The 15,001-nt window shown below is 61.1% G+C and carries 11 protein-coding genes; 6 read left to right on the forward strand and 5 right to left on the reverse strand.

What is annotated here, in order from left to right; all coding sequences use genetic code 11:
- The first annotated feature begins 50 nt into the window (after positions 1 to 50).
- Genes GYH35_RS23840 through GYH35_RS23850 form a run of 3 tightly spaced genes read left to right on the forward strand, consistent with a single transcriptional unit; the run spans position 51 to position 6,739 of the window.
- Positions 51 to 3,332 carry a type 2 lanthipeptide synthetase LanM family protein gene (locus GYH35_RS23840; protein WP_161829661.1) on the forward strand — a complete coding sequence of 1,094 codons (3,282 nt, stop codon included), beginning with the start codon at positions 51 to 53 and terminating at the stop codon, positions 3,330 to 3,332.
- A gap of 10 nt (positions 3,333 to 3,342) precedes the next feature.
- Positions 3,343 to 4,611 (forward strand): HlyD family efflux transporter periplasmic adaptor subunit, encoded by a 1,269-nt coding sequence (locus tag GYH35_RS23845; RefSeq protein WP_161811924.1) that lies wholly within the window; start codon positions 3,343 to 3,345, stop codon positions 4,609 to 4,611.
- Positions 4,604 to 6,739, forward strand: a complete 2,136-nt coding sequence (locus GYH35_RS23850; RefSeq protein ID WP_161829662.1) for a peptidase domain-containing ABC transporter — start codon at positions 4,604 to 4,606, stop codon at positions 6,737 to 6,739. Before GYH35_RS23845 ends, GYH35_RS23850 begins: the two co-directional genes overlap by 8 nt.
- A 30-nt stretch (positions 6,740 to 6,769) precedes the next feature.
- Here GYH35_RS23850 and GYH35_RS23855 read toward each other — a convergent pair whose 3' ends face one another.
- Together GYH35_RS23855 and GYH35_RS23860 are read right to left on the reverse strand one after the other, a co-directional pair.
- Positions 6,770 to 7,939: an amidohydrolase family protein gene (locus GYH35_RS23855; protein WP_202624576.1), complete on the reverse strand. Its 1,170-nt coding sequence runs from the start codon at positions 7,937 to 7,939 to the stop codon at positions 6,770 to 6,772.
- Positions 7,940 to 8,160: 221 nt separating this feature from the next.
- On the reverse strand, positions 8,161 to 8,814 hold the full coding sequence (locus tag GYH35_RS23860; RefSeq protein ID WP_308683811.1) for a TetR/AcrR family transcriptional regulator: 654 nt from the start codon (positions 8,812 to 8,814) through the stop codon (positions 8,161 to 8,163).
- A gap of 695 nt (positions 8,815 to 9,509) precedes the next feature.
- Between GYH35_RS23860 and GYH35_RS23865 the strand changes: the two genes are divergently transcribed.
- On the forward strand, positions 9,510 to 9,755 hold the full coding sequence (locus GYH35_RS23865) for a hypothetical protein (protein ID WP_161829664.1): 246 nt from the start codon (positions 9,510 to 9,512) through the stop codon (positions 9,753 to 9,755).
- Between the two features lie 168 nt (positions 9,756 to 9,923).
- A complete protein-coding gene (locus tag GYH35_RS23870; protein WP_161811919.1) occupies positions 9,924 to 11,459 on the forward strand; it encodes an SDR family NAD(P)-dependent oxidoreductase in 1,536 nt (511 codons plus the stop codon).
- Positions 11,460 to 11,556: 97 nt separating this feature from the next.
- Here the strand turns inward: GYH35_RS23870 and GYH35_RS23875 are convergent, their stop codons facing one another.
- A complete protein-coding gene (locus GYH35_RS23875) occupies positions 11,557 to 12,024 on the reverse strand; it encodes an ester cyclase (RefSeq protein WP_161811918.1) in 468 nt (155 codons plus the stop codon).
- Between the two features lie 250 nt (positions 12,025 to 12,274).
- Here GYH35_RS23875 and GYH35_RS23880 point away from each other — a divergent pair, with 250 nt between their 5' ends.
- Entirely contained in the window at positions 12,275 to 12,631 is a 357-nt protein-coding gene (locus GYH35_RS23880; RefSeq protein ID WP_161811917.1) for a UrcA family protein, read from the forward strand.
- On the opposite strand, the gene GYH35_RS23885 is transcribed toward GYH35_RS23880, so the two are convergent.
- Both GYH35_RS23885 and GYH35_RS23890 read right to left on the reverse strand, forming a co-directional pair.
- On the reverse strand, positions 12,628 to 13,512 hold the full coding sequence (locus tag GYH35_RS23885; protein WP_161829665.1) for a winged helix-turn-helix domain-containing protein: 885 nt from the start codon (positions 13,510 to 13,512) through the stop codon (positions 12,628 to 12,630). The genes GYH35_RS23880 and GYH35_RS23885 overlap by 4 nt on opposite strands.
- Positions 13,485 to 14,984 (reverse strand): pyridoxal-phosphate dependent enzyme, encoded by a 1,500-nt coding sequence (locus GYH35_RS23890; protein WP_161829666.1) that lies wholly within the window; start codon positions 14,982 to 14,984, stop codon positions 13,485 to 13,487. Before GYH35_RS23890 ends, GYH35_RS23885 begins: the two co-directional genes overlap by 28 nt.
- Positions 14,985 to 15,001 lie beyond the last annotated feature (17 nt).

Here is a 15,001-nt window from a genome sequence, read left to right on the forward strand (position 1 = left end):
CGGTGGTTCGCCGTCGTCCGGTTTCGTTCGACCCATTGCATGTGATGCTCATGAATGCCGTGACCGCACTCGATGTTTCCTCCGCCTCGCTGCCCGAGCCTCACCCGGTGCTTGCTACGATCGAGGCGCGCGCAAGATTCCTTTGGGAACGCGTCGGCGAGTCCGGCGCCACCGGGCTGTCTACCCCCGAAGCGCTGAATCGTTGGATCCGCTGGCAATACGTCGCCGGCGACGAGGCGGCTTTACACAAACGACTGCAGTGGGACTCCCTGGACCCGGCCGCCGCGCAGGCCGCGCTGGACACGCCGGCTGCGAGAGCGAAAGGCGCCTTCGCATCCTGGGTTGCCTTGGCCTCGGCAATGATGAGTGCCGCACGAGATATGCAGCCCGGCATCAGCGATCCAATTCTGGATTCACGGCATCCCACGCCTTACGAAGATCTGCTGTTGCCGATGATTCACGTCGCCCGCACACGGTTGCGCGACCAATCCCATCCTTCCCACAGGATTGCAGACAGCGCGATGCGAGACCTGGAGCGAAGCCTGCTGGGGCGACTCGCTCAGCTGTGCATACCCACGTTTCACGCCGAGTTCGTGAAGGACCTGCCGTTCGGGGAAGCACTGCTCAACGCACTCGATGAGCGTCCTGCCGAAAGCGCTCCGCGCACTGAGCGATATCGGTCGTTCGTCCAGCGTCACTTGCGCGACGGCTTCACTCAACTCTTTCTGGGCTATCCCGTGCTCGCGCGCTTGATCGCGACCGTGATCGAGTTCTGGGTTGAAGCAGGCGCCGAACTGCTCAGCCGCCTGAGCGCAGACGAGGCAGCCATTGCACGCATCTTTGAATCGCCCGATGGGCAAACACCGGGCCGGGTCGTGAAGATCGACTGCTCGCTCTCGGATCCGCATGAGCGCGGACGCAGTGTCGCCATGCTCACGTTCGCAAGCGGTCTGCGCGTGGTCTACAAGCCGAAGGATGTGGCGCTGGAGAGTGTGTTTGGCGATCTCATCCGCTGGTGCAACGAACGCAGCGGCCTGCCACATCTGCGCAGCGCGCAGGTATTGGAAAGGGGCGGCTATGGCTGGGTGGAATTCATGTCGGCCGTCCCGTGCGCAGATGAGCATGAGGCTCGACTGTTCTATACGCGCGCAGGGTCGCTGCTTGCCCTGCTTTATATTCTGAGAGCGACGGACTGCCACTACGAGAACATCGTCGCGCACGGCGCCTTCCCAGTGCTCGTCGACATGGAAACACTGCTGCACCATGAGCCAAAACTGATCGACGACTCGGCGATGTCGGAGCAGCTCGAGGGTCACGCGGTGCAGACGCTTTTCAACTCCGTGCTGCGCACAGGATTGTTGCCACGCTGGGAGGCAGGTCAGGATCTCCGCAGCGCCTATGACATCAGTGGGCTCGGCGGAGCGGAGGACCATGCCGGCCCCCGCCAGGTCACGCGATGGGTAGACGTGAACACAGACAGCATGCGACTCGTAACGCGTGAAGTGCAGACGCCCTGGGGGAAGAACGTCGCGCTGCTGGGCGAACAACCCTTGTCGCCCCATCACTATCAGCAGCAGATTGTCGAAGGCTTTACGGCGATGTACCGTTTTCTGGCGGCCCGAGCAGATGACTTGCTCACGGCGCCCAGTCCATTGCTTGCTCTTCGCAACCGACCGGTGCGCTTCATCTTCCGTCGCACGCGCACCTACGGCGCCATCCTCGAGGCGGCCACGGCGCCAGAGCATCTCACCGACGGCGCCGATTTCAGCATCGAGCTGGACCACCTCGCCCGCGCCTTTCTGGTCGCGCAGGACCGACCGACCGCGTTTCCCATTCTTCGTGCGGAACATCGATCGATGCAGCAGCTGGATGTGCCGCTCTTTACCGCATCGGCGGACGCGGATGCACTGACTACCGGCTCGCCGCTGCCCGTGCATGACTACTTTCGTCGCTCCAGCTTCGATGACGTTCGCCTCCAGATCCAGAGGATGAGCGACGCCGACCTGTCACTGCAGGTGGCCATCATCAATGGCGCGTTCGACGCCAAAATCGCAACGGTCGCCAGCCGCTCAGGCAGCACATGGAAAGCGCAGGCAATGCCAGTGCCTTCTCGACAGCAACTGATCGCGGAAGCGGTACGTATTGGGGAGGAACTGACCGCGCGCGCAATTCCCAGTGGCGACGGCGGTGTGAACTGGATCGGCCTCGAGTTCATTCCGCACGTGGAGCGCTTTCAGCAGATCGTGCTGAACAACTCGCTCTGCGACGGCCGCGGCGGCGTCGCTTTGTTTCTTGCTGCTTTGTCGAAGATGACAGGCGACGGTCGGTTCGCGGAATCAGCGTACTCCGCATTGAGCTCGATCAAGAAGCAGATTCATGCACTCGATCGTCAGAGCCAGGTGCAAGTGGCGCGGCTTACCGGCATCGGCGGCGCCACGGGTATTGCCTCGACCGTTTATTCGCTGGTCCAGGTCGCACGATTTCTGGGGAACGAAGCCCTGCTGGACGATGCTGAACGCATGGCGTCGTGGCTGACCCCGGAATTGATTGCGGCGGATGAGCAGCTCGATGTCATGAGTGGTGCGGCCGGCGCCGTGCTCGCACTCTGTGCATTGTACGAGACCAATGGCAGCAGCGACGCGCTGGAGATCGCCCGCAGCTGCGCGCGCCACCTGGTTTCGAGGCAGGGCGCCGACCCGAATTTTCCGCTGGCTTGGAAGGGATTGTGGCCTCGTCCACTCACGGGATATTCGCACGGCGCGGCGGGCGTGGCCTATGCACTGTATCGCCTCTTCCATCTCACGCGCGACGAGAGCTGTCTGATGGCCGCTAACAAGGCCGTGGCGTATGAGGCCGCGCTGTTCGATCCCACGCGAGGCAACTGGCCGGACTTTCGCAGCAAAGCAGACACGTCCGAGCGGATCTTCGCCATCCGCTGGTGCCACGGCGCTCCGGGTATCGGTCTCGGCCGATTGGGGGCGGCCCGGTATATCGACGATCGACAGGTGCAGTTGGATATATCTCACGCCCTGGAAACGACGGCCGCGTGCGAACTCACCGCGATCGATCATCTGTGCTGCGGGAACTTCGGGCGCATCGAAGTGCTCCTCGTCGGCGCCGAACAGTGTCAGCAGGATCATTGGCGCCACACCGCGTACGTCAACGCGGCGAATGTGATTGCACGCGCCGGGCAGAAAGGTGCGTATCAGCTATTCCCGAACCTGCCCTGCACGGTGTTCAACCCGGGCTTCCTGGCCGGATCCGCCGGCATCGGTTATCAACTGCTACGCCTGGCCGATCCGTCCTTGCCCTCGGTGCTGTTGTGGGAGTGATCCGCCCGCGATGACTACACGACCGTTGTTCCGAGACGAGGCCATAGCCCAGCGAGGCCAGCAATTCCTCGGCCCGATACTGCTCGTTCGGCCCCTGGCGTTCAGACTCATCACCGCGGCGGCTGCGCTGTTCGCCTTGGGCATCATCGCTGTGATGTTCTTCGCCGAATACACACAAAAGGCGACGATCGCAGGCACGCTGGCTCCTCGCGAGGGGATCGTCGCGGTGAACGCACCTGCAGGCGGCATCGTGCTGGAGCGACGCGTCGAAGAAGGCCAGAGCGTTCGCAAGGGTGATGTTCTTTTCGTCGTGTCTGCCGAGCGCCGCAGCGCCGCCCAGGAAGGAACGCAAGCGCTGATCGGCGCTCAGCTGCGACAACGGCGTAGCGCGCTAGTGGCCGAGCGCGACCGCCAAAAAGCACTCATGCTGCGCGAGGAGCAGGCGCTACGAGCCAGGCTCGCCGACCTGACCACGGAGTTTGGCGAGTTGCAGTCGCAGATCGACGCACAAACCGCTCGCCTCGAATCGATCGACGCCACACTGCAACGATTCGAAACACTCCGCACGGAAGGTCACGTCTCTCTCGTCCAGGTGCAGGAGAAGCGTGAGCATCGTCTAAGTGAGCAGGCTGCATTGCATGGTCTCAAGCGCGATCGCCTCGCGCTCGAGCGAGATGCGACTCAATTGCGCAATGAGATCGAGTCGATGCCGTTGCGCCTGAGCTCGCAACTCACCGCCATCGAAGATCAGATGGCGGAAATCGAGCAGGAGCTTGCCAGCGTCGAGGCAGAGCGTGAATTCGTTCTGGAGGCGCACCAGGCCGGCGTCATCACCGCGTTGGGGGGCGACCCGGGAAGCGCGGTTGTCAGCAACGAGAGGTTGGCGGTGATCGTCCCGCAGGGCGCCACCTTGGAAGCTCAACTGCACGCCGCCAGCCGCGACATCGGATTCATCGTGCCGGGAAAGCGCGTCCAGCTGCGCTATCACTCCTATCCGTATCAGAAGTTTGGCCAATTCGAAGGGCGCGTCATCGACGTGAGCGCGACGACCGTCGCACCGGAGGAAGGCGAATCTGAAGGCTCGCACCACCATGACCCTGTTTATGTGGTCCAGGTCGAGTTGCCGTCCCAGCACATCGACGTGAACGGACGTCGTTACCCGCTGCACGCCGGCATGCAAGTGGATGCGGCGGTACTGTTGGATCGGCGGCGGCTGATCGAGTGGATCTTCGAACCGGTGCTCGGTTTCTCCAATCGCATGGCGGATCGGCATGATTGATCGACTATCGCTCAGCTCGCTGCAATTTCTGCGTCGACGCACCCTGCCCGTCCTGATCCAGACCGAGGCGGCGGAATGCGGGCTCGCGTGCGTCACGATGATCGCCAACTATCACGGACATCGGACCGACCTGAGTTCTGTGCGCGCGAGGTTCGAAGTTTCACGCAAGGGCTCGACACTTGCCGACCTGGTTCAGGTTGCGGCGGGCCTGCAGTTCGCAGCTCGCGCGCTCAGGGTAGAACTCGATGAGCTGTCCCAGCTCGAAGCACCTTGCATATTGCATTGGGACTTCAATCACTTCGTCGTGCTGCATTCGGTGCGGGGATCGCGCGTCGTGCTGCACGATCCGGCGATTGGCGTTCGCGAGCTGTCGGTCGAGGAAGTCTCTCGCCGCTTTACCGGCGTCGTGCTGGAGCTGCGGCCCATCGGAAGCTTTAAAGCACGCGATGAGCGTCAGCGCGTGAGGCTGCGCGACCTCGTCGGTGAAGTTCACGGCTGGCGCAGCGCTGCAGGCCAGGTGATGTTGCTTGCATTGGCATTGGAAGTGTTCGCGATCGTCGGCCCGTTCTATCTGCAGTGGGTAGTAGATAGCGTGCTATCGACAGCTGATCGCGACCTGTTGACCGCGCTGGGCCTCGGCTTTGTGCTGCTGGTATTGGTCCAACAGGCGGTCGCGGCTGCACGGTCCTGGGTCGTCGTCTACGTGGGCACCCTGCTGAATTATCAGTGGCTGACGAACGTGTTCAGTCACCTGCTGCGGCTGCCCACGGCGTATTTCGAGAAGCGACATCTGGGCGATGTGTATTCCCGCTTCGAATCCACCACGACCATTCAACGCATCCTGACACACAGCTTCGTCGAGGCGATCCTCGATGGATTGATGGCTGTTATCACCTTGGCGATGCTGCTGATCTATAGCCCCACCTTGGCGGCGATCACCGTGGCCGCCGTAGCGACGTACGGCGTGCTGCGGTGGATGTGGTATCGGCCGTTGCGCGTCGCCACGGAAGAGCAGATCGTGCATGCGGCGAAACAACAAAGTCATTTTTTCGAAACCGTGCGCGGCGTACGCAGCATCCAGCTCTTCGGCCGAGAGGACCAGCGCCGCGCGTCGTGGCTGAACCTGCTCGGCGAACAGGTCAACGCACAAGTCAGAACCGAAAGGCTGACATTGGCCTACAAGGCTGCCAACGGCGTCCTGTTCGGCGTCGAGCGCGTGGCTGTGATCTGGCTCGCAGCGTTGCTGGTGCTCGATCAGAAGTTCTCGGTCGGAACGCTATTCGCCTTCATTGCGTACAAGGATCAGTTCGCGCAGCGGGTGAGCGCATTGATCGACAAAGCGGTCGAGCTGAAGATGTTGCAGCTTCAAGGCGAGCGACTCGCGGACATCGTATTTACGCAACCCGAAGCCGACGATCCGCCGGCTCGTGCGATTCGCGAGCCCCTCGAGCCGTCGATCGAGCTGCGCGACGTCCGCTTCCGCTACTCCGATGGTGAGCCGTGGGTGCTCGATGGCGTGAGCCTGTGCATACGGGCGGGCGAATCCGTCGCGATCGTCGGTCCTTCCGGATGCGGCAAAACGACGCTCCTCAAAGTGATGACCGGACTGTTCAAGCCCGCATCCGGGGACATCCTGGTCGGCGGCGTGCCGGTGGCGCGTATTGGAATGTCGAACTATCGTCGCATGATCGGCACGGCACTGCAGGACGATCAGCTTTTCGCCGGATCGTTGCTGCAGAATATTTGTTTCTTCGACACGATCCCCGACGACGAGCGCATCGAGCATTGCGCGCGACTCGCCGGCATCCACGACGAGATCATGGCCATGCCCATGGGGTACAACACGCTCATCGGAGATATGGGCTCGGCCCTTTCAGGCGGACAGCAACAGCGTGTGCTGCTCGCACGAGCACTGTACAAACAACCGGCCCTGCTGTTCCTCGACGAATCGACCAGTCACCTCGATGTCGCGAGGGAACGGCAGGTGAACGCCGCGATCCAGAAACTCGCCGTCACTCGCATCATCATTGCGCATCGTCCGGAAACGATCGCGATGGCAGATCGAGTCATTCGGATTGATGGCGGCCGTGTGGTGTCGGAGTTGCGTGCGGCGTCGTCAGCGCGATGACGCCCATCGCCACCCCTTCGGGAGTGACTGCTATCTGCGTGCAGCGAGCGCTGCCACGCGCCGGTCGAGCATGGCACGCGGCAGGTAGCGGCCCCCAAGGATGACAGCAGCGATGCGTCGCGAATTGCCGATGTCCGCGAGTGGATCGGCATCGAGCAGTATCAGATCCGCGAGTTTGCCGACCTCCACCGTACCGCACTCTGCCGACAAGTTGAGCCACTCGCATGGCCGGCGCGTCGCCGCTTCGAGCGCTTGACGATTGCTCATGCCAGCCCGGGTAAGCGCCGCAAGCTCATCGTGCATGGAAAATCCCGGCACGACGCCCGGCACCTGCGCGTCAGTACCAGCGACGACAGGAATACCGGCCGCAACGAACGCGCGGACCAGTTCGCGATTGAACTCCACGACCTGGGTCAAGAACTCGATGCGCTGCGGACTCGCAGCGGCGACGTAGGGATTTTGATTGAGCACCATATCGCGCATCAACGGCGGGAGCACGCGAATTTCCTGTCGGCTGTGCAGGGATTGCGGATCCTTGGTTTGCTCCAGCAGCCGCTCATCCAACGAAAGCGTCGCAGTAAGCCAGGCACCGTTCTGTTTCATCATGTCTACATACTGCGGGATCGCCGCTACGGACGGTTGGGCAGCCCGTTGTGCAAATTCCTCGGCGTGCGCGACCATTGTGAAACCCGGCTGGAAGAAATCTTTGGTACGGCCGGAGCCTCGCTCGGGAATGTGTCCGACCACCGGTAGTTTCAGGCGACGCGCCTCATCGACAATGGCGCTGAACGTTTCGAAACTCAGGCGGCTGTAGACTTTAATGGCATCGTAACCTTCCGCGCTGGCGTCACGCACGGCCTGACGTCCATCATCCGGTGTGACGGCAACTCGAGTCATTCCGACTGGCCAAAGCGGTTTCTGGCCATCGATCATCGCTGCGGCAACGATATGAGGGCCGAGCATCCGACCCGCATCGACTTCCACCCGTTGACCGATGGTCTCCGACATAGACTGCATGTCCATGATCCGCACCACGCCATTGGCGAGAAAGGGGGTGAACAGATCTTCGGTGCGCAGCGCACTTTGTTGCAGGTCGGGCATCCTTAAGAACAATCGCATCATGCGCACGTTGCCGAGATGAACATGCATGTCCGTCAGGCCCGGCATGAGCCACTTGCCACGACCGTCGATGCGCTTCATTCCACGCGGCGCGCGAGTCGTTGACGCCGGCGCGATGGATACAATTCGCCCATCCTGGATCAGCACTGTCATGTCAGATAGCACAGTGCCTTCATTGCTCATGGGCAGAACGGTGACATGCTCAATCGCCAACCGTTCCGGTATCGGGTCCGGCGCGGCGGCGAACGCACCGACTGCTGAAAGCAAGCCGAAGAGGAGTGAGACGCATCGAATTCCCGACTTCATCGTAACTGCCTTCTTGTTCGCGCGGACGGCTGCGTCGGGATACATGTGAGGCCCCTGATGATGAGCTCAATCGCGCGATCGCACAGCGCGAGAAACGCGTTTCGATTCAACGAAAAACGCCCGGAACGATGCAGCATCGCGAGCCCATGCAGCTGCGCCCACAGCAGTAGTGCTATCTCCAGCGCATTACCGGAATTGAGCTGGCCAGTTGCCTGCGCGGCCTCGATCTTTTTTGCCATTAACGAAATGACCGGCGACTTACCAGCCCGGAAATCCTGCGGATAGATGCGCTCCGCCTGCGTTTTCAGCACGAAGCACGCGTCGAATCGACCCGGATCATCCAGCGCGAACTCGACATACTCACGACCGACCAAGCGGAGCCACTCCTCGATCGGCCCCTCTGGAATATTCGCAACGCGCTGCCGATAAGCGGCAAAGGCCTCCTCGCCGACCGCTCGCAGCAGATCCTCTTTATTCTTGAAATGCCGATAGATGGCCATCGCGGACAGTCCGGCCGCGACACCGACCGCACGCAGACTGAAGCCGCTCAACCCTTTGCTCTCCAGCTCGTGCAGCGCGCACTGAATAATCGACTGCCGTGAATCCATGTTTACAGTGTAAACATGGGGCGCGTTCGGACGCAAGACCATGCGGGGGATGTTCCAGGCAAGGGAGTTGATTCTTCGCCGTCTCTCAACCCCAACCGCTACGAAACGCTCGCACGATGTCTATTCGAAGACGTGCAAAAAGACGCCCGTACACGTGGTATCCCCATCGTTTATGTAGAGGCGCACACCTTTGCCGGCCGTGAAGGCAGCCAATAGAGTTGCGTAGACAGCTTTGTTGTTATCCGTGTTGGCGTTTTGCCATCTCAACCAGGTTCCGGCCGGACACAAACTGCTTCCAGCCGTCATGCTGAAGGTCACGACAGCCGGGAGATACGTCGGCTGTAGCACATCTACTCTTCCTTCAAATACCTGATAAGCGTTAGCGCTGCTGACGCTACCCAAACAAACAGCCGCGACAATTGCCGATATCGTTCTTCGCTTCATCATCATGTTCCTTTTGTTTAGTTCCTAGGGAGCCCGCAACCAGGAGCGGGTGTGCAGCCGTTGTCCTTATCCGTAGCCGCTGATGCTGTTGTTTATTTAAATTTGCAACAGCACCCATGAAACTGTCAATCTCATTTTCTTGGGTGGCCAATCTGTCAACGCGCTCGACCGCACGTAGAGCTCAGCAGATCGAATTGCGCCACCCTGAGCCTTTGCGCCCGGCCGCGCTATGATGTGTTCCGGTCGAATCCATCAGGAGAAAGAGGAGATCTGTAACTTTGAGCGAAGCCACTATGAGTGACTTGAACGTTGGCGACGGGGTGGTCCTCGTCAAGGTGCCGGATTGGTTGCTCAAGGATTTGCCAGAAGACGAGCAGCGCGAAATTCTGTCGTTCATTGGGCAATCAGCAATAGTTATGGAGATCGACAAGTTTGGGTACTTGTGGGTCGGGTTTGGCTCGCAGGTCGATCACGGCGAGGAGTCCAGATACTCGGGCCACTCTTTTGCTGTCACGGCTGACTGTTTGGAAAGGCAATAGCGGTAGGCGATACATCGAACGATCCAGGGGTATATCCAGTTCTCGAATTCGACCGCCGGGAACGGATCGGCCTCATCAGCTCACCCGCTGAATTCACTTGCGCGCTCCGCACATCGCTGCGGACAATACGCTGTGTCCCCGCCCGCCCCTGTCTTCCGCCGATATCAGATGAACCCCACCGCCCCCGCTTCCGGTACGCCGCTCCCCGCAGACGACGTACTCACATGCATTCGTATCCTGCGCGAGATCGAAGCCGACCGTTCCCACCTGGTACAGCTCACCCCTGAGCAACGCCGCGAGTTGCTGACGCTGGCCGGCCTGGTCGCAAAGCCTGAGCGTCACGACTTGGTGAAAATGGCCAAGGCGTTTCGCAAGGCCGATCGGGCCGCGCTCAAGGAGCAGGACCGCAAGGTCGTCGAACAGACCGGCCTGCGCACCCAGCGGCGCTCCTCAGTCTATACGCCACTCTGGTTACCGCCACCAGAGGCTGCGTCGGACGACGCGCCTACGTTGAATCTCGAGCGTAACTGCTATGTCTGCAAACAATCGTTCACCACGGTGCATCGCTACTACGACTCCATGTGCAAGACGTGCGGCGACTTCAACTATGCCAAGCGCGAACAGACCGCGGATTTGAGCGGGCACTACGCGCTGGTGACTGGTGCACGTGTCAAGATCGGCTATCAAGCGTCGCTGAAACTGCTGCGGGCCGGTGCGCATGTGATCGTCACCACTCGCTTTCCAATCGATGCCGCCCATCGATATTCCCAGGAAGCCGACTTCGCGGAATTTCATGAGCGGCTGGAGATCCACGGGCTGGATCTGCGGCACACACCGAGTGTCGAGCTGTTCACGCACTTCCTGGCGGATCGATTGCCGCGGCTGGACTACATCGTCAACAACGCATGTCAAACCGTGCGACGGCCGGCGAACTTTTTCCAGCATCTGCTGACTCGAGAAGCGACCGCGTTTAGTGAACTACCCTCGTCCTGGCGCAGCACGCTGGCAGGTCACAACGAGCTGTGCCGCACGTTACGAGACTCCGCGCAACCTGAGACTGGGTCACTTCTCTCGATTGCGCACCACAATCCCGCTGAAGGCTTGATCCACAGCGCCGCGCTCTCGCAGCGACACTACCTCGACGAGGACTATCGCGGCGGTGAAACGCTCTTTCCGGCTCATCGTTACGATGAGGACCGCCAGCAGATCGATTTGCGAGAGATGAACAGCTGGCGACTGCGGTTGCACGAAGTGCAGACACCGGAATTGCTGGAGGTGCAGTTGGTGAACGCAATCGCACCCTACATCCTGAACGCGCGCCTCAAGTCACTGATGATGCGCGCGCCCGGACAGCACAAGCACATCGTGAATGTCAGCGCGATGGAAGGTCAGTTCTATCGAACCTTCAAGACCGACAAACATCCGCACACCAACATGGCAAAGGCCGCGCTCAACATGATGACGCGCACCAGCGCGCCGGACTTCGTGAAGGACTCTATCCACATGAATGCGGTCGATACCGGCTGGGTCACCGATGAGGATCCCGCCGCACACGCTGCCCGCAAGGCCCAGGAAGGCTTCTCTCCCCCGCTCGACATCATAGATGGCGCCGCGCGCATCATCGATCCGATCTTCGTCGGCCGACTGACCGGCACGCATGTTTGGGGACAGTTCCTCAAGGATTACAAACCCGCGCCCTGGTGAGAGCACGGCTTGCTCACGAGCCAGCGATCAGGCGTGATGCGCACATCACAGGTGCGCATCGCGATTATATGAATGGAGCAGTCTCCGCGTGTAAAGCCTATCGCATGTCGGCGCGCGCCAATGCGGTGATGAGACCCAACTGCTGCAAGGCCGTCACTCCATCATCGAGACCGATCTCTTCGATGATCTTGCCGTTGACGAGACGCAGTACTGTAGTCCCGGTGAAATGCATCTTCCGACCCGTTGCTGCGGGCAGCGACCCGATGAGAAAGTCACTGAAAGCCGGACCGGTGTGCGTGCCTCCGCCTTCCCAGCGACCAACCACGTAGTCGCCTTCGGCAATCAGGTCGGCGGCGCCCCAGAAATTCAAATCGGGAAAGGCTGCACGGAAATCGGTCATGAATGCCTTGATATCGGCCCAGCCTCGACGCGGCTCGTGCAGGGAATATTGCAGCAGCATGTCGGGAGCGGCGAGCTGATCGATGATGTTGGGGTTGAACTGCTTGCCCCAGAAACCCTCGAACCAGCGACCGACGATTGCTTTGTTGTCTTGCTCTTTGGACACGGTGGAGTCTCCTACAGTTGATGCGAAAGGCAAATGCCTCGGTGCCGCTCAACAGTAGTCGCGCAGGTCGACTGTCGCGCTCCAATTCTTGCTGTGTAATGCCAAGCTACCCGAAAGGCTGCCATCGCCCGATGGCTGGCCGAAGCCCGCTCTTTGGCCAATCTGCATCGTTTCTTCATGTTCCCTCGCGAGGTTCGCGGCACATTGAGCTCACCCACAACGGGTAACCCACACACTCAAGGTGATGATCATGAATGCTCGCTCCCGCCTGAATCTCAAACAGCTGACTTTGTCCGTCCTCTGCGCCACTGCATGTCTGGCCTCCACGGCAACGGTATCGGCCGGTAACGCCAGCCCGAACGATGTGCCGCGGGTTACGGTCTACTATGGCGATTTGAATCTGCAACAGCCCGCCTCGGTCGTTTCTCTCTATCGTCGCATCGAGCGGGCGGCCAAACGCGTCTGCGCGCGGCCCAACGGCAGGGACTTGCAGCAGGTCTACGCTGCTCGCAAATGCGCTGAAGAGGCAATCGACCGTGCTGTGCTCAGTATCAACATGCCGACCCTGGCGCAGTATGCGTCGGGCGCCTTTGCCAGCGCCGGTTAGTACGGCAATGGCAGCGTCAACGCGACGACTGGGAAGGCGTCGCGTGATGGCCTATCGGATGCGCGCCTGCCGCCTGATCTTGCCAGCGGCAGGCGCCTCCCTTCGCACACCGGCCTGCCATTCGAGGAAACATCGAAACTCACCTGCAGCGCGTGTGCAACCTGCATGGCAAATTCGTCTTGCAGAGCGAATACGTCTTCGCGAGCGCGATCGAAACGCATGGACCAGATATCTGCGTTCGACTGTGCGTCGATGAGTCTAGCGGTCACGCGTAGTCGCCCATCGGCACTCTGCACGCTGCCTTCCAACAGATATCGTGCATTCAGCGCCTGGCCGATGCTGCGAGCGTCCCTAGCGCCCTGGTACGCGAACGATGATGTGCGTGCGATGACGACCACCTCGTTCAAACTGGCGAGCAGATGGAGCACGGCCTCGGGCACTCCCAGCGAGATCACGTGATCGGTCGGTGAGTTGCCCAGATTTTCGAATGGCAGCACGGCGATCGAGCGCGACGCAGCCCCTGTGACGAGCACGCGATCGGGGCATGGAGCAACGCAAAGCCGATATCCTCGGCCTCTCACTCCGACGATGTAGCGCGGATTCCTTGGATCGTCGCCCAACGCATCGCGCAGCAGCTTCACACGCTGGCTCACCGTCTCCGGGCTCACCACCAGGCCCGGCCACACTTGATCCATCAACGCGTCGAGCGATAGCACGTTGGGCGCGGCGCGACCGAGCGCGACGAGCATGTCGAACGACAGTTTGGGCAGCGGCAAGTCGACGCCTGCACGGCTGATTCGGCTTTGTCCCTCGTCCACGCTGAGATCGCCGAGGGTGTAGCGTCGGTGATCCTTCACGTGGCGGATCTCGCGGCCAGCCATTTCGGCAAATAGCTCCGCGCAGTGATCGTCGGGTCGCCGGCAGGCGCAACGCCGGCCTTGCCCAGAAGCGTGACGAGTTCGCCGCGGTCGTGAAGATCAAGGAGGTCGACCGCGCCGCCGATGTGCGCGCCGCCGATGAATATCTGCGGAATGGTGCGTTGGCCGGTCACGGAGTGCAGCACCTTGCGGATATCTCCGCCGAGTCCGTTCGCCTGCATCGGCACCGAGTCGAGATCGACCGACCGGAATGCAACGCCCAGGTCACGGAGGAACCGGCGCGCCGCCCAGCAGAACTCACACCATTCCAGCGCGAACATCACGACGGGCTGTTCCGGATCCTTGATCGCCTGTTCGACGAAGTCACGAGCGCTATCCGGCGCCGGTTCGATCGCGACAGCCGCTGCCACCGCGGGCTGCGATGCAGGGGCGCCGAAGCGGCACAACGGTGTCGAGTTTGAAATTTCTTTCTCGACGGCGTTCATCTCCTGTTCGATCGACTCGAAGAGCGGTGTCGACAGGTAGCGCTCGCCCGTATCGGGGACCATGAACAGGATTCGGCTGCCCTGTTGCGCCGTCTTCGCAACTTCGAGCGCTGCTGCCAGCGTCGCGCCACCGGTGATGCCGCAGAAGATGCCCTCCTGCCGCGCAAGCTCGCGGGCGAGCCGCAGGGATTCTGAGCCGCCAACAGGTTGGATGACGTCGATCAGGCCGGTGTCGATCGCATCAGCGGTGAGCTGCGGGATGAAATCGGGAGCCCATCCCATCATGGGATGCGGGCGGAACAGCGGATGACTCTCGGCCGGGGTACCGTCAGACTTGTACTGCTGCCTGATTCCGCTTGCCAGCATCGGGGTATTTTCGGGCTCCGCAACGACGATCTGCGTCGCCGGACGCTCGGCTCGCAGGACTCGCGCAATGCCCTTGAGCGTGCCGCCGGTGCCCGCACCTGTCACAAAGTAATCAGGCCCGGTCTCCCCGAAAGCCTTCAGGATTTCGCGTGCGGTCGTGCGACTGTGAATGTCGGCGTTGGCCTCGTTTTCGAACTGACGCGTCCAGAACCAGCCGTGCGTCGCCGCGAGTTCGCGCGCCTTCTCGATCATGCCGGTGCCCTTTTCGGAAGCGGGCGTCAGAACAACCCGCGCCCCGAGAAACCGCATCAGCTTCCGGCGCTCAACCGAGAAGCTCTCCGCCATCACGATGACCAGAGGATAGCCCTTGCGTGCACAAACCATCGCAAGCCCGATCCCGGTGTTGCCGCTCGTCGCCTCGATCACGGTCTGACCGGGCTTCAATCTGCCGTCGCGTTCGGCGGCCTCGATCACGCCAAGGGCCAGCCGGTCCTTGACCGAACCCAATGGATTGAACGCTTCGAGCTTGGCGTAAAGCTCTATACCGGCGGGCGAAAGGCGCGCCAGCCGCACGATAGGAGTATTTCCGATCGTATCGAGGATGGATGTGTAGATGTCAGACATCGAAGGATCCTCTTTTG

Origin of the sequence: Steroidobacter agaridevorans, from assembly GCF_009932555.1 — a bacterium.
GTDB lineage: Bacteria > Pseudomonadota > Gammaproteobacteria > Steroidobacterales > Steroidobacteraceae > Steroidobacter > Steroidobacter agaridevorans.

Excerpts from the sequence above, each read along its gene's own strand:
- GYH35_RS23885 (WP_161829665.1), bottom strand. The coding sequence starts at position 13,512 with ATGGCTGGCCGCGAGATCCGCCACGTGAAGGATCACCGACGCTACACC.
- GYH35_RS23850 (WP_161829662.1), top strand. The coding sequence starts at position 4,604 with ATGATTGATCGACTATCGCTCAGCTCGCTGCAATTTCTGCGTCGACGC.
- GYH35_RS23870 (WP_161811919.1), top strand. The coding sequence starts at position 9,924 with ATGAACCCCACCGCCCCCGCTTCCGGTACGCCGCTCCCCGCAGACGAC.
- GYH35_RS23840 (WP_161829661.1), top strand. The coding sequence starts at position 51 with ATGAATGCCGTGACCGCACTCGATGTTTCCTCCGCCTCGCTGCCCGAG.
- GYH35_RS23880 (WP_161811917.1), top strand. The coding sequence starts at position 12,275 with ATGAATGCTCGCTCCCGCCTGAATCTCAAACAGCTGACTTTGTCCGTC.
- GYH35_RS23855 (WP_202624576.1), bottom strand. The coding sequence starts at position 7,939 with ATGAAGCGCATCGACGGTCGTGGCAAGTGGCTCATGCCGGGCCTGACG.
- GYH35_RS23865 (WP_161829664.1), top strand. The coding sequence starts at position 9,510 with ATGAGTGACTTGAACGTTGGCGACGGGGTGGTCCTCGTCAAGGTGCCG.
- GYH35_RS23845 (WP_161811924.1), top strand. The coding sequence starts at position 3,343 with ATGACTACACGACCGTTGTTCCGAGACGAGGCCATAGCCCAGCGAGGC.
- GYH35_RS23860 (WP_308683811.1), bottom strand. The coding sequence starts at position 8,814 with ATGGTCTTGCGTCCGAACGCGCCCCATGTTTACACTGTAAACATGGAT.
- GYH35_RS23890 (WP_161829666.1), bottom strand. The coding sequence starts at position 14,984 with ATGTCTGACATCTACACATCCATCCTCGATACGATCGGAAATACTCCT.